General features: G+C 62.4%; 21 protein-coding genes. 14 read left to right on the forward strand and 7 right to left on the reverse strand.

The features are described 5' to 3' along the window. Positions 1-4 precede the first annotated feature (4 nt). Complete coding sequence (locus GTH22_RS21070) at positions 5-226, reverse strand: type II toxin-antitoxin system CcdA family antitoxin (RefSeq protein ID WP_252947720.1); 222 nt, start codon at positions 224-226, stop codon at positions 5-7. A gap of 40 nt (positions 227-266) precedes the next feature. On the opposite strand from GTH22_RS21070, the gene GTH22_RS21075 reads away from it, so the two are divergent. Continuing rightward, positions 267-1,307, forward strand: a complete 1,041-nt coding sequence (locus tag GTH22_RS21075) for a tyrosine-type recombinase/integrase (RefSeq protein WP_252947721.1) — start codon at positions 267-269, stop codon at positions 1,305-1,307. A gap of 53 nt (positions 1,308-1,360) precedes the next feature. On the opposite strand, the gene GTH22_RS22310 is transcribed toward GTH22_RS21075, so the two are convergent. Then, positions 1,361-2,089: a DnaA N-terminal domain-containing protein gene (locus GTH22_RS22310; protein ID WP_252947722.1), complete on the reverse strand. Its 729-nt coding sequence runs from the start codon at positions 2,087-2,089 to the stop codon at positions 1,361-1,363. A gap of 485 nt (positions 2,090-2,574) precedes the next feature. On the opposite strand from GTH22_RS22310, the gene GTH22_RS21085 reads away from it, so the two are divergent. The 3 genes from GTH22_RS21085 to GTH22_RS21095 all read left to right on the forward strand — a co-directional run bounded on the left by GTH22_RS21085 (position 2,575) and on the right by GTH22_RS21095 (position 5,986). Further along, positions 2,575-3,918, forward strand: coding sequence for an AAA family ATPase (locus GTH22_RS21085; RefSeq protein WP_252947723.1), 1,344 nt, complete (start codon positions 2,575-2,577; stop codon positions 3,916-3,918). Beyond that, positions 3,915-5,003 (forward strand): ParB N-terminal domain-containing protein, encoded by a 1,089-nt coding sequence (locus GTH22_RS21090; RefSeq protein WP_252947724.1) that lies wholly within the window; start codon positions 3,915-3,917, stop codon positions 5,001-5,003. Before GTH22_RS21085 ends, GTH22_RS21090 begins: the two co-directional genes overlap by 4 nt. Positions 5,004-5,275: 272 nt before the next feature. Continuing rightward, positions 5,276-5,986 (forward strand): IS6 family transposase, encoded by a 711-nt coding sequence (locus GTH22_RS21095; RefSeq protein ID WP_252947725.1) that lies wholly within the window; start codon positions 5,276-5,278, stop codon positions 5,984-5,986. A gap of 123 nt (positions 5,987-6,109) precedes the next feature. On the opposite strand, the gene GTH22_RS21100 is transcribed toward GTH22_RS21095, so the two are convergent. Both GTH22_RS21100 and GTH22_RS21105 read right to left on the reverse strand, forming a co-directional pair. Next, a complete protein-coding gene (locus GTH22_RS21100) occupies positions 6,110-7,291 on the reverse strand; it encodes a metal transporter (RefSeq protein WP_164193077.1) in 1,182 nt (393 codons plus the stop codon). Continuing rightward, positions 7,288-8,496 (reverse strand): multicopper oxidase domain-containing protein, encoded by a 1,209-nt coding sequence (locus GTH22_RS21105; protein WP_252947726.1) that lies wholly within the window; start codon positions 8,494-8,496, stop codon positions 7,288-7,290. The genes GTH22_RS21100 and GTH22_RS21105 overlap by 4 nt, the downstream gene beginning before the upstream one ends. Positions 8,497-8,612: 116 nt before the next feature. Between GTH22_RS21105 and mntR the strand changes: the two genes are divergently transcribed. The 7 genes from mntR (at position 8,613) to GTH22_RS21140 (ending at position 14,025) form a co-directional block, all read left to right on the forward strand. Beyond that, on the forward strand, positions 8,613-9,083 hold the full coding sequence (gene mntR, locus GTH22_RS21110; RefSeq protein ID WP_164193074.1) for a manganese-binding transcriptional regulator MntR: 471 nt from the start codon (positions 8,613-8,615) through the stop codon (positions 9,081-9,083). 106 nt (positions 9,084-9,189) lie between these two features. Continuing rightward, the gene (locus GTH22_RS21115; RefSeq protein WP_164193071.1) at positions 9,190-9,534 is read left to right on the forward strand and encodes a hypothetical protein; all 345 of its coding nucleotides are present in this window, start codon (positions 9,190-9,192) and stop codon (positions 9,532-9,534) included. A gap of 190 nt (positions 9,535-9,724) precedes the next feature. Further along, positions 9,725-11,116, forward strand: a complete 1,392-nt coding sequence (locus GTH22_RS21120) for a multicopper oxidase family protein (RefSeq protein WP_252947727.1) — start codon at positions 9,725-9,727, stop codon at positions 11,114-11,116. Positions 11,117-11,133: 17 nt separating this feature from the next. Beyond that, positions 11,134-12,063, forward strand: coding sequence for an exo-alpha-sialidase (locus GTH22_RS21125; protein WP_252947728.1), 930 nt, complete (start codon positions 11,134-11,136; stop codon positions 12,061-12,063). Further along, positions 12,063-12,557 (forward strand): DUF411 domain-containing protein, encoded by a 495-nt coding sequence (locus tag GTH22_RS21130; protein WP_089851965.1) that lies wholly within the window; start codon positions 12,063-12,065, stop codon positions 12,555-12,557. Before GTH22_RS21125 ends, GTH22_RS21130 begins: the two co-directional genes overlap by 1 nt. Beyond that, positions 12,550-13,071: a c-type cytochrome gene (locus GTH22_RS21135; protein WP_131821879.1), complete on the forward strand. Its 522-nt coding sequence runs from the start codon at positions 12,550-12,552 to the stop codon at positions 13,069-13,071. The genes GTH22_RS21130 and GTH22_RS21135 overlap by 8 nt, the downstream gene beginning before the upstream one ends. A 291-nt stretch (positions 13,072-13,362) precedes the next feature. After that, entirely contained in the window at positions 13,363-14,025 is a 663-nt protein-coding gene (locus tag GTH22_RS21140) for a L,D-transpeptidase (RefSeq protein ID WP_009503854.1), read from the forward strand. A 47-nt stretch (positions 14,026-14,072) separates the two neighbouring features. Here GTH22_RS21140 and GTH22_RS21145 read toward each other — a convergent pair whose 3' ends face one another. Further along, positions 14,073-14,357 (reverse strand): hypothetical protein, encoded by a 285-nt coding sequence (locus GTH22_RS21145; RefSeq protein ID WP_028095377.1) that lies wholly within the window; start codon positions 14,355-14,357, stop codon positions 14,073-14,075. Positions 14,358-14,539: 182 nt separating this feature from the next. Here GTH22_RS21145 and GTH22_RS21150 point away from each other — a divergent pair, with 182 nt between their 5' ends. From GTH22_RS21150 to GTH22_RS21160, 3 genes are all read left to right on the forward strand, one after another. Continuing rightward, positions 14,540-16,894: a cation-translocating P-type ATPase gene (locus GTH22_RS21150; protein ID WP_089851968.1), complete on the forward strand. Its 2,355-nt coding sequence runs from the start codon at positions 14,540-14,542 to the stop codon at positions 16,892-16,894. 34 nt (positions 16,895-16,928) lie between these two features. Next, positions 16,929-17,216 carry a zf-TFIIB domain-containing protein gene (locus tag GTH22_RS21155; RefSeq protein ID WP_009503851.1) on the forward strand — a complete coding sequence of 96 codons (288 nt, stop codon included), beginning with the start codon at positions 16,929-16,931 and terminating at the stop codon, positions 17,214-17,216. A 182-nt stretch (positions 17,217-17,398) separates the two neighbouring features. Beyond that, positions 17,399-17,911 (forward strand): murein L,D-transpeptidase family protein, encoded by a 513-nt coding sequence (locus GTH22_RS21160; RefSeq protein ID WP_035367119.1) that lies wholly within the window; start codon positions 17,399-17,401, stop codon positions 17,909-17,911. A 219-nt stretch (positions 17,912-18,130) separates the two neighbouring features. Here the strand turns inward: GTH22_RS21160 and GTH22_RS21165 are convergent, their stop codons facing one another. After that, a complete protein-coding gene (locus GTH22_RS21165) occupies positions 18,131-19,132 on the reverse strand; it encodes a cytochrome c oxidase assembly protein (RefSeq protein ID WP_066010418.1) in 1,002 nt (333 codons plus the stop codon). Next, positions 19,129-21,030, reverse strand: coding sequence for a penicillin acylase family protein (locus GTH22_RS21170; RefSeq protein WP_252947729.1), 1,902 nt, complete (start codon positions 21,028-21,030; stop codon positions 19,129-19,131). The genes GTH22_RS21165 and GTH22_RS21170 overlap by 4 nt, the downstream gene beginning before the upstream one ends. Between the last annotated feature and the right edge of the window lie 41 nt (positions 21,031-21,071).

Raw genomic sequence — 21,071 nt, forward strand, 5'->3', positions numbered from 1 at the left:
CGGCTCAGAAGCTGCGGAAGGGCGCGAGCGGCAGGCCCTCTGCGGCGACCTCCTCGGCATAGGCATTGATCGCGGCCTTGTTTTCCGCCCGCCAGAGACGATTGCGCTCGAGCCTAGTGGCCTCGACGATGGCGGCCTCGGCGAGGCGCGACATGTTGAGGCCGAGGGTGCGGGCACTCTCGGCGACATCGGCTTCCAGCGTGAGGTTCACTTTGACGCGGCCCATCCGAGCCTCCCGAGTCATGCGTATTTCACAGGAGTATAATATGAGCTTACCTCCCGAGCAAGACAAGGCCGGGGCGATCGCCCTGCCCGCCGAGGTGCCCGGCTCCGGCGCGCTCGACAGGCTGGTGGAGACCGCGCGCACCTACGCCGCGCAGGCGGCTTCGGAGAACACGCTGAAGGCCTATGCGAAGGACTGGGCGCATTTTGCCCGTTGGTGCCGGATGACGGGCGCGGACCCCCTGCCCCCTTCGCCGGAGCTGATCGGCCTCTACATGGCAGATCTCGCGGCGCCCGCAGGCCCCTCCCCTGCCCTCTCGGTGAGCTCGATCGAGCGCCGCCTTTCGGGGCTGTCGTGGAACTACACGCAGCGGGGCTTCAGCCTCGACCGCCGTGACAGGCATATTTCCAGCGTTCTGGCCGGCATCCGGCGCAAGCATGCGCGCCCGCCGGTGCAGAAGGAGGCGATCCTGCCGGAGGATATTCTGGCGATGGTGGCCACCCTGCCCCACGACCTACGGGGACTGCGGGACCGGGCGATCCTGCTCCTGGGCTATGCGGGGGGCTTGCGGCGCTCGGAGATCGTGTGCCTCGACGTACACAAGGACGACACGCCCGACTCCGGCGGCTGGATCGAGATCGTGGAGAAAGGCGCTCTGCTGGTGCTGAACGCCAAGACCGGCTGGCGCGAGGTGGAAGTCGGGCGCGGCTCTTCGGAACAGAGCTGCCCGGTGCATGCGCTGGAGCAATGGCTGCACTTCGCGCGGATCGACTTCGGGCCGGTCTTCGTGCGCACCTCACGGGATGGCAAACGGGCGCTGGAGGCGCGGCTGAATGATAGGCATGTGGCGCGGCTGGTGAAGAAGACGGTGATGGACGCCGGGATCCGGGGGGAGCTGCCGGAAAGAGAGCGGCTGGCGCTGTTCTCGGGGCATTCTTTGCGGGCCGGGCTGGCCAGTTCGGCGGAGGTGGATGAGCGTTATGTGCAGAAGCAGCTTGGGCATGCCTCGGCGGAGATGACGCGGCGCTACCAGCGCCGGCGGGACAGGTTCCGGGTGAACCTGACAAAGGCCGCGGGGCTGTGAAACGGCTCTGATACAGCGGATTTCGACGAAGATGCGCCCCCCCCCCTGCCCTCTCAGGGCGCAGCGACGGTGATCTGCACCTCTCGGATGCTGTGGTTTTCGGTGACGACGGCGGCCAGGAGGCGGGTGTGGTAGTGGGTGCGGACGTAATCGGCCTGAAACCGGTTTGGCGCCATCAGGGTGAGGATGCCGCTTTCGAGGTCCACCGGCTGAAGCGGGGCGAACCAAGCATTGTAGGTGGCAGGATCCTGGGCGCGCAGGCGCTCGGCGGCGAGGGACCAGCCGGTGCCGTCCTCGGCGGGCAGGGGCAGCGGATCGCGGTGGAGCGGCACGACGTTGGCGGCCCCCTCCCCTTCCCGCTCCGGCTCCGGCGCATCGCTCATCCGGGCGAAGAAATCCGGGCCGACCGCGCTCCAGTGCGGCATGGTGGCGCGAAGGACGGCGGGAAGCTGAATGGCGTGCTGGGTGACCCGGCCCCGAGCGGCGGGCACGCTGACGGTGATCCAGCCGCGGCGACGCAACTCGGCCATCTCGCGCTTGGCGGTGCGCTCGGTCACGCCCCACATCCGGGCGATTTCCTTTTGGCCGACGGCGAAGGTGCCGGTGCGCCAGTTGAACCGGGCGGTGATCACCAGGGAGAGGCGGAGCGCCAGGCGGGAGTCGACGGGATCGCCGCGGGCGGCGGTGACAAGGAGGGCGGTGAGAATATCGTATTTGACGGACGATGCGCCCGGGCCGGTGATCCGGCGTAACTGTGCTGTTGGCCTGATGTACCCCGTCACGTCATTGCTCCTCGACCGGTCTAGCGCCGTTTCTGCCTCACCGGGATGGATGCCTCTATCTGACGAGAGGCTGACCTGAGCGCCGTGTTCCAACGCTTTTCCCGATCTTGGAGCGATTAGCGTTGGATTGGGGGGCGTTGTCAAGGATTCCCGTTCGAGGGCCCTGATCTTGAATCTCAAATGAGAATGAAATTGGTATGTTCTTGGTATTAGGGGACGTTCAGGATGTCCCCCTATCGCGGCCCGATGTCCCCCCAAGATGTGGCGGGGGTCGTCTCTGTGTCACCCCAATTCTGGCGGGCCGACCCTGGTGAAGTGGCCCCGGACGGGGGTAGGCGAATCGAATCGGGTGGCGCTTCGAAGCCCTTGGACGCAGGGGCTTATCGCCGGATAAGCCGCCCTGCCCTTTTCATTTTATGAATCTCGACAAGAAATGCAAATTCAGCGTAAATTGCGCTCAGGCAGAAATCTACGTCCGAGGCAGCATGCTTACACATAATGATCTGAGAGAACTCCAGACGAAATCGCTCAAGATGCAGGGATGGATCCGGCAGCAGACCTTCTCTCCGGAGAATGAGAAGACGCTGCGACGGTTCTCCTCCTGGGAGGTTTCGGAGCTGGTCTTCGGGCTCAACCAGTCGACCTTTCGCGGCAAGATGGCGGCGGACCCTTCGCTGCCCGCCGGGCGGGTGGAGCCGGATGGGCGGCAGCGGTGGTTCACGCTGGAAGAGGTGAACACGCTGCGGCGCAAGCTGAAACCGCGGGGCAAGTCGCTGATGCCGGAGCGGCCTGCGGGGCGCGCCTTCCGCACCGCGATTGCCAACTTCAAGGGCGGTGCCGGGAAATCGACGGTGGCACTGCACTTCGCCCATGCGGCGGCATTGAAGGGCCACCGGGTGCTCTGCGTGGATTTCGATCCGCAGGCGACGCTAAGCCACTCGATGGGGCTGACGGACGTGAGCGAGGAGCGCACCGTCTGGGGGATCATGGCGCGGGACCTGGTGCGCGAGACGGAGGCCCAGAACAACGCGCCGAGCGGCGCGGCGAGCGGGGCCGCCCTGCCCCAGCGCGGGATTCCGAGCAGTATCACCGACCTGGGGCTGCAGGATCTGCGGATCGCGGACTTCATCCAGCCAACCAACTGGCCGACGATCGACCTGATCCCCTCTTGTGCCAACGCGGCCTTCGTCGAGTTTGCCTCGGCCCAGTATCGGCACCTGAACCCGGAATGGTCGTTCTTCGCGGCGGTGAACCGCTTCCTCGACCAGCTGCCGGAGGACCAGTGGGACCTGGTGTTCTTCGATTGCCCGCCGGCCATCGGCTACCAGTCGATGAATGCGGTCTTTGCGGCGGACATGCTCTATATTCCCTCTGGCCCCGGCTACTGGGAGTATGACAGCACCACCTCCTTCATCGGCCAGCTTTCGGAGGCGCTTGGCGATCTCGCGGACGGGTTTGACGATACCTTATCGGCAGATAAGGTGAAGCTGCCCAAGGCGTTCCATGACGTGCGCTTTCTGCTGACCCGCTACGAGCCGGGGAACGATCTGCACCGGGCGATGTTCGACGCGTTCGGGAAGGTCTTCGGGGACCGGCTGGCGGAGCACCCGATCGAGATGACGCGGGCCGTGGAGCAATCGGGGCGCTTCCTCAATTCGATCTACGAGATGGATTACCGCGAGATGACGCGGGAGACATGGCGGCGCGCGCGGGCGAGCTTCGACCGGGCGTTCGATGAGTTCGAGGGGGTGATGCTGCCGCATTGGCGGGCGATGGGAGAGGCGGGCTTACCCGCGGATAAGACCGAGATCGAGGGAGCTGAGGCATGAGCAAGAAGCGGCGGGTATTCGATATCGAGATGCCGGAGGAGCAGGCGGCGCCGGAAGTGAAATCGGCGACCGGACGGCGCGGACCGATGGCCTCGGCGATCGTGGAGAACGCGGATGCGCTGAAGGCGCGGCGCACGGCGGCGGAAGCGATCCGGGAGGAGAACGACGCCCTGGCGCATGAGTATGTGGCGCTGCGGGAAGCCGGGCACGTGGTGCAGGATGTGCCGCTGGAGGAGGTCCACACGCGGCTGCTGCTGCGCGACCGGATGCCGGGGGAGGACCTGGAGCTGGACGACCTTGTGACCTCGATCCGCGAGCTGGGCCTGTCGAACCCGATCCGGGTGCTGCCGCGCCCGGATGGCGGCGGCTACGAGTTGGTGCAGGGGCAGCGGCGGCTGCTGGCCTACACGCGGCTGCGGGACGAGACGGGGGAGGGGGCCTGGGCGCGGATCCCGGCGCTGATTATGGGCGGGGAGGCCGACATTGCCGGGCTCTACCGGCGGATGGTCGACGAGAACGTGGTGCGCAAGGACCTCTCCTTTGCCGAGATGGCGCGGGCGGCTCAGAACTATGCGGCGGACCCGCAGACGGACGTGGACGACCTCACCTCGGCGGTGGCGGCGCTGTTCCAGTCCTCGCCCTATTCCAAGCGCAGCTACATCCGCTCCTTTGCCTTCCTGCTCGACGAGATGGGCGATGCGCTCCGGTTTCCGACGGAGATTCCGCGGGCGCTCGGGGTGTCGCTGGCGCGGGAGATCAAGGAGCGGCCGGAGCTGGTGGCGCGGCTGCGTGGCGAGCTGACGGCGCTGGAAGAGGGTGACGCGGAGGCGGAGCAGGCGGTGCTGCGGCGGGCGCTTTCGCCGGAGGCGGAGGCGGTGCGGGCGCCAAGCCGGAAGGGCAGGGCGCGGGCCGAGGGGGAGGCGAGCAAGACCAAGACCACCTTCCACATTGGCAGCAGCGCCGGGCAGGTGAAGTGCACCGCGGGGCCGGGACGGCTAGAGATCAAGGTGGACAGGGATTTTTCCTCGATCGACCGGGCGAGATTGGAGCGGGCGGTGGCGTCGTTGATCGACGGGCTGGGCTGAACTTATCCGCGGGTAAGGGCGGCACGGGCGTTGTTTCCAAGGCCCGTCCGGCAAAGTGGGGTGGTGGGGCCGAGATGCTACGCTGCTGCGGAAGGCCTGCACGAACCCTTAGAAAGACATTGTTTTTCAGTGGGTTATCGCATGATCTTCATTTGTGGGGTATTATGGTAGAGTAGCGCACAACCCATGCGGCGCTGTTGCGCAACTCGCACCTGACGGGACTGTTGCATTAATCGGTTGGTTTGGCCACTTTTGCGCTTTTGAGGTTGGACATGCCGCGAAAATCCCCGTTCAAGCATCATCGCTTTCCGCGTGAGATCATCTTGTGTGCTGTTCGTTGGTACCTGCGTTATCCACTATCCTATCAGGATGTGGTCGATCTCCTGGCAGAGCGCGATGTCACCGTTGATCGGTCGACCATCTGTCGCTGGGTTCAGAAGTTCGGCCCCGAATTGACCCGGCGCACCGAGAAACACCTGCGCCGTGCGAGTATAGACTGGCATGTCGACGAAACCTACATCCGCGTCGGTGGCAAGTGGCGCTATCTCTGGCGCGCCATCGATGCCAACGGCCAGATGGTCGACTTCCGCCTCACCGCGCGACGCGACGCCAAGGCGGCGAGGGCCTTCCTAAAAAAGGCCATCGAGCGTGTTCGGCTGCACCGGCCAGCTACAATCGTGACGGACAAGGCGCACAGCTATCGGCGCGTCATTCGAGAGCTCAATCACCAGTATGATCCTCACTTTGACAGCATCCGGCATATCGATCGGAAGTGGCGCAACAATCTGATCGAGAGCGATCACGCGGCGATGAAACGGCTACTCGGATACCGGCAGAGCTTTCGATCCTTGCGATCGGCCAAGGCGACCCTCAGCGGCATCGAGACAATCCGCACAATCAAACGCGGGCACATCCATCGCAAGAAGCCAGGCGTCAAGGGCGAGATCGAATTCATCCGCGGGCTGTTTGAGAACGCTGCATGACCCTGGCGTCCTGCTGGGCTACCGTGCACCACGAGAAACAATGCAACAGTCCCCCGTGGACAGACGGGGTCAGTTTATAGAGCTGGGCGACCGCCCCATGAAGCCGAAACAGCCGATCACCGCTCAGATCTTGATCAATGCCGCCGTCGCGTACATGAAGGCGATGCCGCCCAGAAACCCGACCAGTACGGCTGGTGACATCAGCGCCGCCTGCCTGTCGGCGTTTTGACGTACAAGGTAGGCGCTGACCTCGACCATGACTTGCAGGATCGCACCCGCTCCGACGGCGAGTGCCAGTGCCGACCATTGCGGCGCATAGGCAAGGCTGCCCGCCCACATTCCGAGGATGGCCGGGCCACCGGCGAGCAGGGTCAGAGCGGCAAACGTCCAAAGCGTTGGCCGGGCACGAAGCATCGGGGCGGCGATGCCTATGCCCTCGGTGACATTGTGCAAGGCAAAGCCTAGGACGAGGAAAGTTCCAAGCCCCGCCGACCCGGCGGCGAATGCGCCGCCGATTGCCAGCCCTTCGCCGAAGTTGTGAAGCCCGATCCCGAGGGCAATGTAGAACGCAAGCGCGATGCCTTCCGGATTGCCGCGCCAGCGCCCGATAGCCATCAATAGAAGAAAGCTTGTAAGCGCCGCCAGCCAGACCATGGCAGAACCTTGGAATATCGCGGCCGCTTCTGCCGATAGCTCCAGTGCCTCGGATATGGTGTCGATCAGCAGGAAGGCCAGCAACCCGACCGTCAGCGCCAGCAGAAAGTTCATCCCCCTTTGCCCGACGCCCTTCATGGCCGGATAGAACATCAGGCCAAGCGCTACCGGCAAAAGGCCGACGATCGCCCCGATCACCGCCTGGAGCCGAAGTTGCCCCCAGGTGGGACTTGGCGTCGAAACTGCCACCGCGATCTCGTGCCCAAAGGTCGCGCCTGTGTTCGTCAGCAGATTGATATGATGGGCCTCGCCAAGGACCCACGGATAGGGAATGCGCAGCCAGACCGCATCGCCGCGGGCAATCGGCCCCGCCGGTTCCTGCGTGAAGGTCCAGTATGCATCATCCACGGCAACCTGCGCGACCACCATCGCTTCCGATCCGCCGGCGCGCACCCTGAGCGATATCCCCGACCTATCGAGGATCGTCCGTTCGACGGTCAGCGCCTCGACCGGGGGGGCGCCGTTGTTGAAGCCGCGCAAGGGATCGAGCGAGGCGATCCAGACAAAGGCGCCCAGCATGACGGCCAGCGGCACGAGGACGAGAAGCAGGCGGGTCATTGGCGGGCGGCTGCGTTGGATATGATCGGTCATGCTCCGGCCTCTCGCACGTCGAAAAAGCCCATCCAGCCAAGTTCGGTGAACTCGGCCTGGTGCGCATGGAACATATACATCCCGTCCTCGTGATCGGCGAAGCTGAACTCGAGGATGCCGCGCTGCGCCTGACACTGCATGATCACATCGACCGTGCGTAGGGTCGGCGTGAGCTGGGTGCCGGTGTCGTAATAGTCGAAGAAATTCCCATGCAGGTGGAACGAGTTGATCGGATCGAACTCGGTCGCGTTCATGAGGTAGATGCGCACCGGGCGCGACTTGTCGATCCGGATCGGCGCCTTCATGTAAGCTTGGCCGACCGTGTTTACGGCATAGACCTCGTTCTCACCATCGAAATTGGTGTCAAAGCCGTTCATCACCATCGCCAGTTCCTGCCATTCGGCGTTTTCCGGGCTGCCCAGCACACGCGACGCCGCAACGGCCGCAAATTCGGGGTGGCGCGCCGGATCCGGATCGACCACGAAAAGGCCGTACATGCCCTTGTGCATGTGCCGTTTCAGTGGCAGGGTATGGCAATGGTAGAGGTGGCAGCCGAAGGGCTTGGCATCGAATTCGTAAACGAACTCCTCGCCCGGATCGATCAGCCCGGCGCCTTGAACGCCGTCCATCCGCGCCGAGTGAATGCCGTGAAAATGCATGGAATGCGGGTGTGACCCGAGGTTGCGAAAGACGATCCTCAGTCGTTCGCCCTCCTTCGCTCGCAGGGCGGGGCCTGGCACGCGGCCGTTGAACGTCCAGGCGGGAAAGAAAACGCCGGGAGCGATCTCGATCTCCACGTCGATGGCGTCCACCTCGAACGTTCGCAACGTGCGCCCATCCGGCAGGACTTCGGTGCGACCGGTCTCCCAGTCGGTCAGCATGGCCGTCGGGTCGAACCCGTTCCGGGCGTGGTCGACTTGGCCGACCATCGTCATGTTGCCATGCGCCATGCCACTGTCATGGGCCGAATACGGATCGACCGCCCCGCCGGACATCGCATGCCCCGCCATCGGGTCGGGCGTTGCCTGGGATTGCGCGCGGCTCGCGGCCACGGCCGCTCCGCCGGCAGCCACCAGACCGCTGACCAACAACGCGCGTCGCGACGCCGATACTGGCTCCGTGACCATCGCAGGTGGCGCTGTGGGCCGAGATGTCTCCACGGCGGACGACACATCGCGCCCTCGCTTGCTGGTATCGACAGGCATGGACGATGTCCCCTCAGATGACACGCAGGCCAAAGTCCCGGCGCAAAAAGTTAGCTTCGGCTAACAATCATCGCTTAGGCTTTACGAGTCAATCCCGATCGTGCGAGGGTGACGGCATGACGGATGATGATAACCTTGACTCAAACGAGGCAGAGGCACGTGCGGTCGAATCCCGCGCCGAGGCCTTCATCGGTGTGCGCGAAGCGCGGCGCAGTGAAGTGGCGGAAGATTATGTCGAACTGATCGCCGAACTCATCCACGAGAACGGCGAGGCCCGGCCGGTCGATATTGCGACACGCATGGGCGTGACCGCGCCAACAGTCGCCAAGACGCTTGGCCGTCTGGCGCGGGACGGCCTGATCACTCGCGCGAAATACCGCTCGGTCTTCCTGACTGAGGAAGGTCGGACGCTTGCCAAGGAATGCAGACATCGCCACGAGATCGTCTTGCGGTTTCTCCTGAGCCTCGGGCTCGATCCCGAGACCGCGGAACGCGATGCCGAAGGCGTCGAGCACCATGTCAGCGAACGGACGCTTGCCCTGTTCGCGGCCTTTTCCAAGCGGTCATGGGCGGGTGGTTGCCGCTGAAACAAGTCGTTTTGCCGAGGACTTGAACAAGCCAACCTTCGGATGTTCCAAGAAACGTGATATTGTGCCGCTTTCATTCGGATCGCGCGGGTAGTAGATCAAGATCATGAGACGTTGGGCACGCCTTATCTGTATCCTCTCGCTGGTGGCTTTTGCCATCGGCGCGGTCGCGCAGTCTGCTGGCTCAATTGCCATGGCCTCGTCAATGGTCTCCACGGATGGCGGCATGATGGCGATGGACGATTGCGACGCCTGCGGCAGCTTGGAAGACGGTAAGATGGGTTCCGTCTGTGATTTTGTGTGCAATGCTGCGGGAATGGCCGCTCTTCTTTCGATCCCGGCTGGTACCAGCCCGATCGCTGCCACCGCAGCCCATGAAATCCAGCTCGTGGACGTTCCGCACGGAATATCCGGCCCCCCGGCCCAGCAACCTCCTCGATTCTACCTCTGATCTGACACACGGCGGCTGATTGCGCTTCGTGTGTTTCTCCGTGCCGGACGCCCTCAAATGGGCGTTTGCGCGGGGCCATGAACATCGCCGCGCAATTGCTTTGGCGGCTTACAGTGAAATCAGAGAGTGTTCATCCATGTCCTCCCAAATCAGTTCCCGTTTCAGTCGCCGATCTTTTCTTGCAACGTCCTTGGCGGGTATCGGCGCCACGGCTTTCGGAAAGCCTCTGCGCGCCGAGCCGCAAATCCGCAGCTTTTCGCTGCGCCCCGCGCCGGGACAGGCAAGGTTGGTCCCAGAACCTTATCCCGCAACCCCCGTTTGGGGCTTCAACGGCCAGGTTCCCGGCCCGGAGCTACGGGCTCGGCAAGGCGATCGGCTGCGCATCGCCGTCACAAACGGTCTGGACGAGGAAACCACCGTCCATTGGCACGGACTTCGTCTGTCGAACGCGATGGATGGGGTTCCACACCTGACGCAGAAGCCGATCGCACCCGGAGAAACCTTCACCTACGAGTTCGACGCGATCGATGCCGGAACCTTCTGGTATCACCCCCACCAGCGCAGTTTCGAGCAGGTCGGACGTGGGCTGGCCGGACCGCTCATCATCGACGAACCCAACCCGCCGCAGGTCGACCGCGATGTCACCTGGATGCTGGACGATTGGCGGCTGACGCAGGACGCATCGATCGCGGATGACTTCGGCGCAGCCATGGACATGAGCCATGCGGGCCGTCTGGGCAATACTGTCACGATAAATGGGCGTGTTCCCGATGTCTTCGCGGTGCGGCAAGGCGAACGTATCCGGTTGCGGCTGATCAATGCCGCGAACGCCCGCATCTTCGCGCTCGACTTCGGCGACCTTTCCGCGCGCATCATTGCACTCGACGGCCAGCCGGTCACCCCGCACGCTGCGCCTGACGGTGTCGTGGTTCTTGGCCCGGCGATGCGTGCGGACATCATGCTCGATTGCCCTGCCGACCCCGGAACCAGGCTGCAAATCGTCGACCGCGCCTATCGTGACAATGAATTCAACCTGCTGGATGTCGTCTTTGACGAAACGCCCCTGCGTGCCACGCCGCCGGAATGGGAAATTGCCCTTCCAGCCAATCCACTGATCGAACCTGATCTGAACGCAGCCCGTCGTCATGAAATCCTGTTCACCGGGGGCATGATGGGCGCCATGGTCGAGCGCCAGATGGGCCTGAGCCAGTCCGGCAGCATGATGGGCGGAATGATGGGTGGCGTTGTGGGTGGCGGCATGTGGTTCGTCAATGGCGTCGCCGCCGAAGGGCACATGCTCGACCCCTTCCTGACATTGGAGCGCGACGCGAGCCATATCCTCCAAATGACGAACGCCACTGCCTTCGACCATCCGATCCACCTGCACGGCCACTCCTTCCGAGTCATCAGCCGCGATGGGGTGCCGACCGATTTCCGCGAATGGCAAGATACCGTGCTGATCGCGCCGCGCGAGCAGCTGGAAATCGCCCTGGTCGCCGACAATCCCGGAGACTGGATGTTCCATTGCCACATCCTCGAGCACCAGGCGGCCGGGATGATGGGCGTGATCCGCGTCGCATGAGCAGAGGAGCATGCAGATTGAAGTCGATTGAGATTGGATGTCGGCCAAACCGGCGCAAGGTACTCACCGCGGCACTCAGTATCGGCGTCGCTTCGATGTTGCCGGGGTTCGCACTCGCGGCGAGCGATGGTGATCCAGCGGCTCTTGCCTTTGATGGCGATACCATCCTGCTGGCGAGAGGAGGGCTGTTCGTCAGTGATAATGGCGGCCGGACTTGGACCGCGACAGAAACACCGGGGAACGTGCTGTCGCTGGCGACCCATCGCGACCGGCCCGGCCGTGTGGTCGCAGGGTTGGCCAAGGGCGGTGTCAGCATTTCCGAAGATGGGGGCGCTTCGTGGCGCGTCAGCGACGCTGGGCTGCCTGACGGAGAGATCAATGCCGTTGCCATCGCCTCGCGGAACCCGGACATGATCTATGCCTCGGTTCGCGGCGACGGGTTGTGGAAGAGCGAGGACGCCGGTGCAACCTGGTCGCTCGCCATGGACCGCCCTTGGCTCGACGACGCAGAGCGCGATCCTCTTGCTCTGGCTTCGGTCGAGCTTGAGACCGGCATGGGCGGTATCTGGATCTATGCGGGCACCGAGGTTGGCCTTGCGCGGGTGCCCGATTGCTTTTGTCGCTGGCAGGACGTGCGGCCAGGCAACGCGATGGACTCATTGGTTGCGGGTGAAGCCCCACCGTCCGAAGCGCCATTGCCAGGCGGTGAACCGATCCTGTCGCTGGCCAGCGCCCCCTCGGCGCCGGAAGTGATGTATGCCGCGCTGCCTTCGGGCCTCTGGGCATCGCAGGACGGCGGAGTCATCTGGCAAAAGCGGGCCAGCAATGCTGCGACCACTGTTGCGGTTCATTCAAGAAACGAGACCTACATCGCTGCCCTGTTGGGCGGCATCTTGAAAATCAGCCGTGACGGCGGCGCAACCTGGATCGAAACTGGAGAACGATGATGGAAAATAGGGTGCAGAGAAGAAACGCGCTTGGTCTGATTGGCAGCGGCATTGTCGGAATGGTGGGCCTGACCACATCGGCCTGGGCGCAAGCGACAGACGATGTGGCACCCGGTCTGGCGGGCAGCGAAAGGCAGATCACCATCTGGCGCGATCCGGGCTGCGGCTGCTGTGATGCCTATGGGGATTATCTCGAAGAACACGGCTTTACCGTAACGCGTGTGGATGACCGCGACTTCGACAAACGCTCGGTCGAAGTCGGTGTGCCCGCCCAGGGCATCGGCTGCCACTTGGCCGAGATCGACGGCTACTATGTCAGCGGTCTCGTCCCCGTCGACATCATCGAGCGGCTGCTGGAAACCCGTCCGGCGATAACGGGTATCACCTTGCCGGGAATGCCCGCGAATGCACCCGGGATGGCTGCGGTCAAGTCAGGCACGCTAAGGACCTACGCCTTTGGCCCGGAAGGAATCTCAATCTATGCCGATGAATAAGGGGCCAAAGAACCGACTGGCGAAGGGTACGGTCAGGCGGTCAGTGCACCTCGCTGCCCTAGTGTCCACGCTCGCGGCCACCGGCCTCGTGGTGCTGGCCCAATCGGAACCGGTGGACCCGCGTGTCGAGGGACTGACGTTTTTGGGAGAGCCCGTGCTTGCAGCCGAGGTCACGGCAGGGCAACGGCTTTATGCGGACAACTGCGCCAGTTGCCATGGTGCGAACCTCGAAGGCCAGCCCGATTGGCGTCGTCGTCTTGACACGGGAAGAATGCCGGCCCCGCCGCATGATGACACAGGCCACACCTGGCACCATTCAGACCGCATGCTTTTTCAGATCACTAAAGGCGGGGTCGGGGCCGTCGTGCCGGGATACGAGAGCGACATGCCGGCCTTCGGAGAGGATCTGACAGACGCAGAGATCGCGGCTATCCTCGTCTACATCAAGAGCACCTGGCCTGAGCGACAACGTGAGTTCCAAGCCGAAGTTTCGGCCAATGACACGGGCGGGTGAAGATCGACAGGGTGTCAGGATAGTATCTTTCGACCAAAGCCGATCCACCGGGGGACCAATTCGGCAAATCTGTCCTATTCCGCCCCCCGACTCCCGCTTTACCACGCTAATTCGGACCTGACCTGGTTGGCCGTTAACCCGACCGCAAGGCAAGCATGTGCTACCAGAGTCGCGTGCATGCGTTCACGAAAATTTGCCCTTGAACCTCTAGCCACTAGAAGTCCTATCTAGTCGACGAGAATGTATATCGTTCTTGCCATTGATCGCCGGTGGGAACCGAAAGGGTACGACATGCTGACAAGACGACACTTCATTCAAACGACAACAGCGCTCTTTTCGGCGACTGTGGCCAACCCTGTGTTTGCCGATAGCTGGCCCACCGAGGCGCAGAAGGCTGAATGGGACGCGCAAGTCAGCCCGCCCGGCTTCGATCCGGCCACGTCAAACCCTTGGGGACTACACCCACGTTTCTTGCCTCAGCGTGTGGACGCGAAGGACGGCCTCGTGCCGGGAGACATCCATGTCGATGCGGTCGCGCGGTATCTCTACCACATTGAGGAGGGTGGAACCGCGATGCGCTACGGCGTGGCGATCGCGCGGGGCAACCTCTACGAGCCAGGTGTTTATAACATCAAGCGCAAGGTCAGGTGGCCGCACTGGACGCCGACACAGAATATGATCGAGCGGGATCCCGAAAACGCAAGATGGGCCGACGGAATGGAACCCGGGCCTCAAAACGCCTTGGGATCGCGGGCGCTCTATCTCTATGTCGGTGATCGCGACACCTATCTTCGGATACACGGCACACCCTATCCGAGAAGCATCGGCGGTCGTGCGAGTTCGGGTTGCGTGCGGATGGTTATGGCACACATCAACGAGCTTTATCCGAACGTCGAGATCGGATCGACAGCACATCTTTATTCGGCTGAGGACAGCGTTACCGCGAGAAGTTGAATGAGGTAAGTAGCTCTCAGCGCATTGATGTGACGTGCGGGTCGTCGTCACACTTCCCGCGCGACGCAGATAGGGTTGCCGTTCGCCGTGCGCAGCGGCAGCAAGGTCGTTTCAACGGGGCCGCTGTGTTCGTACCAGTAGCACCCGTCCTCGGGCACCAAGCGCGCGGTTGCAACATCCTGATCCGGGGCAGCCATTGCAATCACGGCTTCGGGAACGTTGCCCCGCTGGTCTGCCGCGTCGCCTGGCCCAGTCGGCTGGACTGCGCATCCGGCCGTAAGCGACAGCACCACTGCAACCATCATTTTTTGCTTCAGCATCAAAACCCGCATCAAGCTTCCTTTCGTGACTGTTTTTCTTTGCAGCGGCTGTTCATGCCTCAAGGCGTGATGGAGCCGGTCGCCGCATCCTCTAGCAATAAAACAAACTGAAATACCACCGTATTCTGCTCTTGAAGCTCTAGCTACTGTAGGGGCTATGTCATGGTAAAGCACCCGAATCCAGAGGTCCATTCATGCCGTCCGACACCCATCGTCACGACCACGATCACGCCGAAGATGCCCAGACAAGCGGCGGCAGCTGCTGCGGGAGCGCCGGAACGTGCGGCGACATCGTTCCGACGACGCCCGCGCCAGCGGGCGGGCGCAGTTTTCAGGTGTCCGGCCTCGATTGCGCCGAGGAGGTAGCAATCCTGAACAAGGTGGTCGGCCCGAAGATCGGCGGGGCCGAGCATCTCGCGTTCGACATCATCAATGGACGGATGACTATTCTCGACAGCGCCAAGAGTGTATCGGACGGCGAAGTTGCAGAGCTGGTCGCAAGCACCGGCATGACCGCCAAGCCCTGGGATGCCGAAAACGCGTCGGTCGACCAGGCGGCCCATCTTGCACGCCAGCGGCTGTTTACGGCGCTCAGTGGCGGCTTCTGGGCCGCGGGATTTCTGTGGCACATCATCGAGACCGGCATGGGGGGGGCACTCGGCCTCTTCGCAGGGCACGGCGAAGCGCCGATGCCACTGGTCGAGGCAGGGCTATTCGCGGTTGCGATCCTGTTCGGTGTTTGGCTCGTGGCGCCCAAGGCATGGTCGTCCGCACGGCGGCTGTCGCCCGACATGAACCTGCTCATGGTAGTCGCAGTCGCGGGTGCAATTGGCCTCGGCGAATTTTTCGAGGCGGCGACGGTTGCGTTCTTCTTCTCGCTCTCGCTTTTCCTCGAAAGCTGGAGCGTCGGGCGTGCGAGGAATGCGGTTTCAGCTCTGCTGGACCTGGCGCCGCCGACGGCAAGAATTCTTTATGATGACGGTTCGGAAGCGGACGTACCGGCTTCCGCGGTTGCTATCAACGCACGTTTCGTCGTGCGCGGCGGAGACCGCATCCCATTGGATGGTGAGGTTGTCGATGGGGCAGGGGCCGTCGATCAGGCGCCAATCACCGGAGAGAGTGCGCTGGTCCCAAAGGAACGGGGCGACGATGTCTATGCCGGTACGATCAACGGCGAAGGCACACTGACGGTGCGCGCCACGAAGGCCGCCTCGGACACCGTGTTGGCCAAGATTATCCGCATGGTCGGCGACGCCCATGCCCGCCGCGCGCCGGTGGAGCAGTGGGTGGCGAAATTTGCCCGCATCTACACGCCTATCGTCATGGCTCTCGCCATCGCAATTGCCCTGTTGCCGCCGCTCATTTTCGGTGGGGCCTGGGATTATTGGTTCTACAATGCACTCGTGCTGCTGGTGATCGCCTGCCCGTGTGCTCTGGTCATCTCGACACCGGTCTCCATCGTCGCTGCACTCACCGCCTCTGCGCGGGCGGGGGTGCTGATCAAGGGCGGTGCATATGTTGAGGCACCGGGCAAGACCACTGCATTGGCCATGGACAAGACCGGCACGATCACCATGGGCGAGCCCGAGGTGGCGGCGGTGCATCCGCTGGGCAAAGCATCGGCGCAAGATCTGATGACCCTCGCCGCTGGGCTGGAGGCACGTTCCTCGCATCCCTTGGCGCGTGCCATTCTCGCGCGGGCAGAAGCCGACGGCATCAATGTGTCCGCCGCGGAAGACACCCGAACCGTTCCCGGTAGGGGACTTGAAGGACGCACAGACGGCCGGTCGATCTGGCTAGGGTCCGACCGGTTTGCCGAGGAGAAGGGTTTCGGCGACGCCATTCCGAAGGATCTGCGCGACCGCATCGAAGGGGCTGGCAGCACCCTTGTTGCCGTGGGCGACGACACCGGCGTGACCGGCATCCTGGAATTGCGCGACCGTATCCGCCCCGACGCCAAGGGCATCGTGGCACAGCTCCACGCGCAAGGCGTGAAGACCATCGTCATGTTGACGGGCGACAACGAGCGGACAGCGCGCGCCGTTGCAGCCGAGGTCGGCATCGACGAGGTCCGTGCCGAGCTTTTGCCCGAAGACAAGGTGACAGCCATCGAAGAACTGGTCGAAACGCATGACATGGTGGCCATGATCGGCGACGGGGTGAACGACGCCCCCGCCATGGCGCGCGCGCATTACGCCATCGCGATGGGCGCTGTTGGTTCGGACGCGGCAATCGAGACGGCGGATATTGCCCTGATGACCGACGACCTCGGCAAGGTGCCTTGGCTGATCGGTCATTCGCGCCGGACAATGTCGATTATCCATCAGAACATCGGTATTTCCTTGGCGACCAAGGGCGTTTTCGTTGTCGCTACCGCGTTCGGACTGGCATCGATGTGGGGCGCTATTGCAGCCGACGTAGGAGTGTCATTGCTGGTGGTGGCCAACGCCCTGCGCCTGCTTAACAGCCAAGAGGCCAAGGCGCCGCCGTCCGGCGGTGAACAGGTTGGCGAAGGCTTGGCCAAAGGGGCGCTGGCACATGGTCATTGAACTGGGAGAACCCGGAAAGGAGCCGAGACGAGACATGAGCGTGAAGGGCAGGATGATGTGTCCGGTTTGCGAGGTGCCCTTGAGCATGACCGACCGCCAGGGGATCGAGATCGACTTCTGTCCCGATTGCCGGGGTGTCTGGCTCGACCGGGGCGAACTGGACAAGATCATCGAGCGTTCGGCACCCGATGTGGCGCCTCAGCGGGTGCCTGAGCCGCGCGGCTACGACGATGATCGCGGCTACCGGCGCGGAAAGCACGGCGGCGGCGACGGCAAGCACGGCTATCGGCGCAAATCCTGGCTTCACGAGTTGTTCGATTAAGGCTTGCCGTGGCCTCCCTGCCGGTCGCCCTTAAGGCGCTGCGGTAGGCCCTCAAGGCATTCAGCGGTGAGCAGGTTGGTCCAGAGATCGCAAAGGCCGCGCTTGCCCACGGACATTGATCACGCAGCATTTGCAAGGTAACGTAATGTCCATATCAGACCTCACGAAAGAGGCATCGAGCAGTGAAAACCATCCGATTTCCCCGCCGCGCCGTCCTGTTGGGCGGGTTGGCAGCGTTTTTGTCTGGCTGTGCCAGCAAGTTCCGCAGCTATGGCGGACCCGAGGTGACCCGTGTTCGGCTTTACAAGGGGCAGCGTTTGCTTGTTCTGGACGGAGCCGATCGCGTATTGCAAACCTATCCGGTCGGGCTGGGTTTCGCTCCTGAGGGTCACAAGCAATTCGAGGGAGACGGCCGGACCCCTGAGGGCGCTTACGTAGTCGATAAGCGCAACCCCGACAGTACGTATCATCTTTCGGTTGGCATCTCCTATCCGAATGAGGCCGACATAGCCTTCGCTGAAGCGCAGGGCCTTTCCCCCGGCGGCGACATCTTCATCCATGGTGGTCCACGCCCAGGGATCGACCCAACGGATGTCCGCGACTGGACAGCTGGCTGCATCGCGGTCACAGATCGGCAGATCGAGGACATCTATGCAATGGTGAAAGACGGAACACCGATCGACATCTACGCCTGATGGGAGGAGATGATCTTCCGTCAGATCAGGAAAATCGTCGGTACAGGGCCACGTTGATCACTTCGATGGCGATCACGGCTAAAGTGACGCTCGCCGCCGGGGGCCAGCGCAAGCACCCGGTACGCGTAAGGACACTACAATATGTGTCCAGCCGTGGCAGTGGCGAAACAGGCTGGCCCTAGCGGAGAAGAATGCGTCTGGTCTCATGTCGAATTCAATCTATCCGAGGGCATAGACGATGGTCACGACGGTAATCATGACAACCATGAACATGGAGAATGCGCCAAGGGCGAGCGTACGGCCCATGTCCCGGTTCGGCTTCTCTACTTTCAGACGCAGTTCCTCCGCGGTTTCCGGAAACTCGAGCGCCGCCGCATTCGATTGGCGCATCAGGTCGTAGCGGGACGTCCAGCGCCGTTCCTCCGCCGCGTTCCAGCCGTTCAGCACCAGAATGATTGCCGCGATGAGAACCATCGACGACGGGACCCAGATTACGTAGCCACCGATTGTCTCGTCAGCCAGGGCGCGAAGTCGACCACCGCTCGCTGCGATGATTTCTGATCCATAGAGGGGCACCTCCTTGAGCGTTGTCAGGGAGCCCAGAAAGATGTTGGAAACGATCACCACGAACCCTGACATCAGCCGAGCGCCGCGCCGCGCTCCTTCAGGCGGATCACGCAGATCGAACAGCATAGCAAAGTACCAAAGCCCAGCAAGCACCATAGACAGATGTGCCAGCGCTTCCATCGCCGCAATACGTTGTGTAAGGGCGTAGATCATCGGGATCTGCCAGACGAAAAGCGCACCAATCAACAAGGAGGTGGCAGATGCAGGAAACGCCAAGAATCGCGGGATACGCGCACGCCCAATCGCGGCAAGGCGTCGGCGCCATTCCCTTTTCAATCCGGCTTGAAGGCCAAGCCAGGGCTGAGAAACCGCGATAAGAAGCGGTCCTACCAGTCGCAGAAGAAGATGCTCGACCTGATGTACCGAAAACAGACTGTGCCCCAATGGCGCGAGCGGCCCATTCGTCGCGACGAGGACGGCCGCGAGGCCGACAAAGAAGGCGGTTCGACGCCAACCAGAAACCCTTCCGAGACAGCGAGCGTGTATTTTGAGCCCACGCAAAAACAGCCATACTGTAAGACCGACAACAATGAGCGACACCGGTGACAGCACATAGCCGAAAGGGTCGTAAAGAAAGAAGAAGTTTGTGATCATTCGCTCTGGCCCTCGCTCATCCGAGGGTTGTCGGAGGTAGCCGGTGTGAGCCGCGAGATCCCGGAAGCGCCGCCACGGGCCAGTGACAGATCGGTCGACATGGCGAGGTATTCGTCTTGTATCCACGAGGGAAAGAGATTGTCGTAGAATCGAGATAGCGGATGTCCCGACTGTCCGGCGGGCGTGATGTAGTATGATCCCGCTGCTTCCGATATCGACATGACCGCCTGAAAATTGCTTCCGGCACTCACAAGGAATGGACGGTCTTCTTCAACACCAAATGATGTCAAGAATTGCGTAAACGGATCGCCTGAAATCGGCGCTTGAAGGGACAGCAGGTCGGTCAGCAACCCACGTGAACTGATCGGCGACCACTGCATGTCCAATCTATGCTCCTCCCCCCAGGTCCACGTCGAGGGATCGCGCCCATATCGATCGACCAGCCAGCCAAGGGCATCATCCAGGGCCACGCGAACCTGCTCCTCGCATGTCTCGCGAGGTGAGGATAGGCGGATGTCGCACCAGATTGCGCTACCGCGACGATCGCTGAGTACCGCATAAAGAAAGTTCGGGTTCGGACGGGTCCAGAGTTGCTGCGCTGCCGGAAATTCGTCTTTCAAAATGCGCTGCTGCAAAGCCCGGAGCCAAGTCCAGAACAGCAGAGGTTCCGGTGAATAGCGATCCATGTCGCCATTCCACGACGCAAGCCTGTCCAGTAGTTCACGACGAAGGTCGTTCGCATCGGTGCCTTCGATGCTGTCTCTGGACTGCACGAACCAAAGCTCCTTCGCCATCAGGGGCAGCAGGGTTCGCGCCACGGTACTTACGGTGTCCCTTTGAACACCGATGGCGCCTTCAGTCGAGAAGATCGATTGCCGCGCTTCAAGCTCCGCCAGTCGAATGTCGCGAAATGACAACGCTCGTACGGCTTCCTCTTTTGGCCATCGGGCAACGGTCTCTCGGTCAATGGCCAATGCCTCCATGCCTTTCGGCAACATGTCTGCGGCAACTCCGATGGCATCGGTCGCGTCGGCCGAACGCGTGAACAGCTCCAGCATCGTCAGGAAACCTGCCGCCTGCACGGGTGACGGCCCCCTTGGTGCCTCCTCGTCTGGCACGGGAAGTGACCGGAAGGCCCAGGCGACGCGCGTATTGCGACCGACAATAACGAAAGGTACGCCCGGCATCGTGGCCCCTATGGCCGGCCCTGTCGAAAACTGAAGATCGGCGAGATACCATTCCGAGGGCAGCGACAGGGAACCGCTGATATCGGCGGCGAGAATTGGTGTCCCGGCAGCGGTTCGGTCACCGTCTATCGCCCATGCATCGAGGCGCTGCTGCGGATCAGTCGCAAATAGTTCGAGCACTTTTGGTCGATCCGACGGTATAATTGCACTTGATAAGCTCGGCGTTCCTTTCCGTGCGCTTTCCGGTCGCAGGCCATTCAGAAAAGACCGGGCAATCCTCAGGCTATCGCCAGGTGTCCAGGCATCGATCGACCGTTCGTCTGCGATCAACAGTTCCGGCGAGCCTCTGCCGCGCCCTCCCGCCGACACCAGCTCGAGCCACGCATTGACGCCGGCGGCATAGGATTCGAGCGCGTCTGAGACCGCTGGCGCAACGGACAATGTCTCATCGGATGGCCAAGAAGCTTCGGCCATTCGCCTTGCCCTTAACAGCTGACCGAGTCGGTCTTGCGCATGAACGAAGCCGATCGCGAAATAGACATCCGCGGCGGAACTCGCGGTAATGTGCGGGATTGCCGAGGCATCTCGCAGAATATCGACCGGTCCACCTAAGCCTGCTACCGAGAAGTCCTCGTTGTAGTCGGGAACGGATGCGCTCAGCAGAAAATAGACCAACCCGGAACCAACCGATGCCGTGATACAGATCGCCAAGAACCCGTACAGTAATATGTTGAAAAGACGTCTCACGTCGG

Origin of the sequence: Oceanicola sp. 502str15 (assembly GCF_024105635.1) — a bacterium.
GTDB lineage: Bacteria > Pseudomonadota > Alphaproteobacteria > Rhodobacterales > Rhodobacteraceae > Vannielia.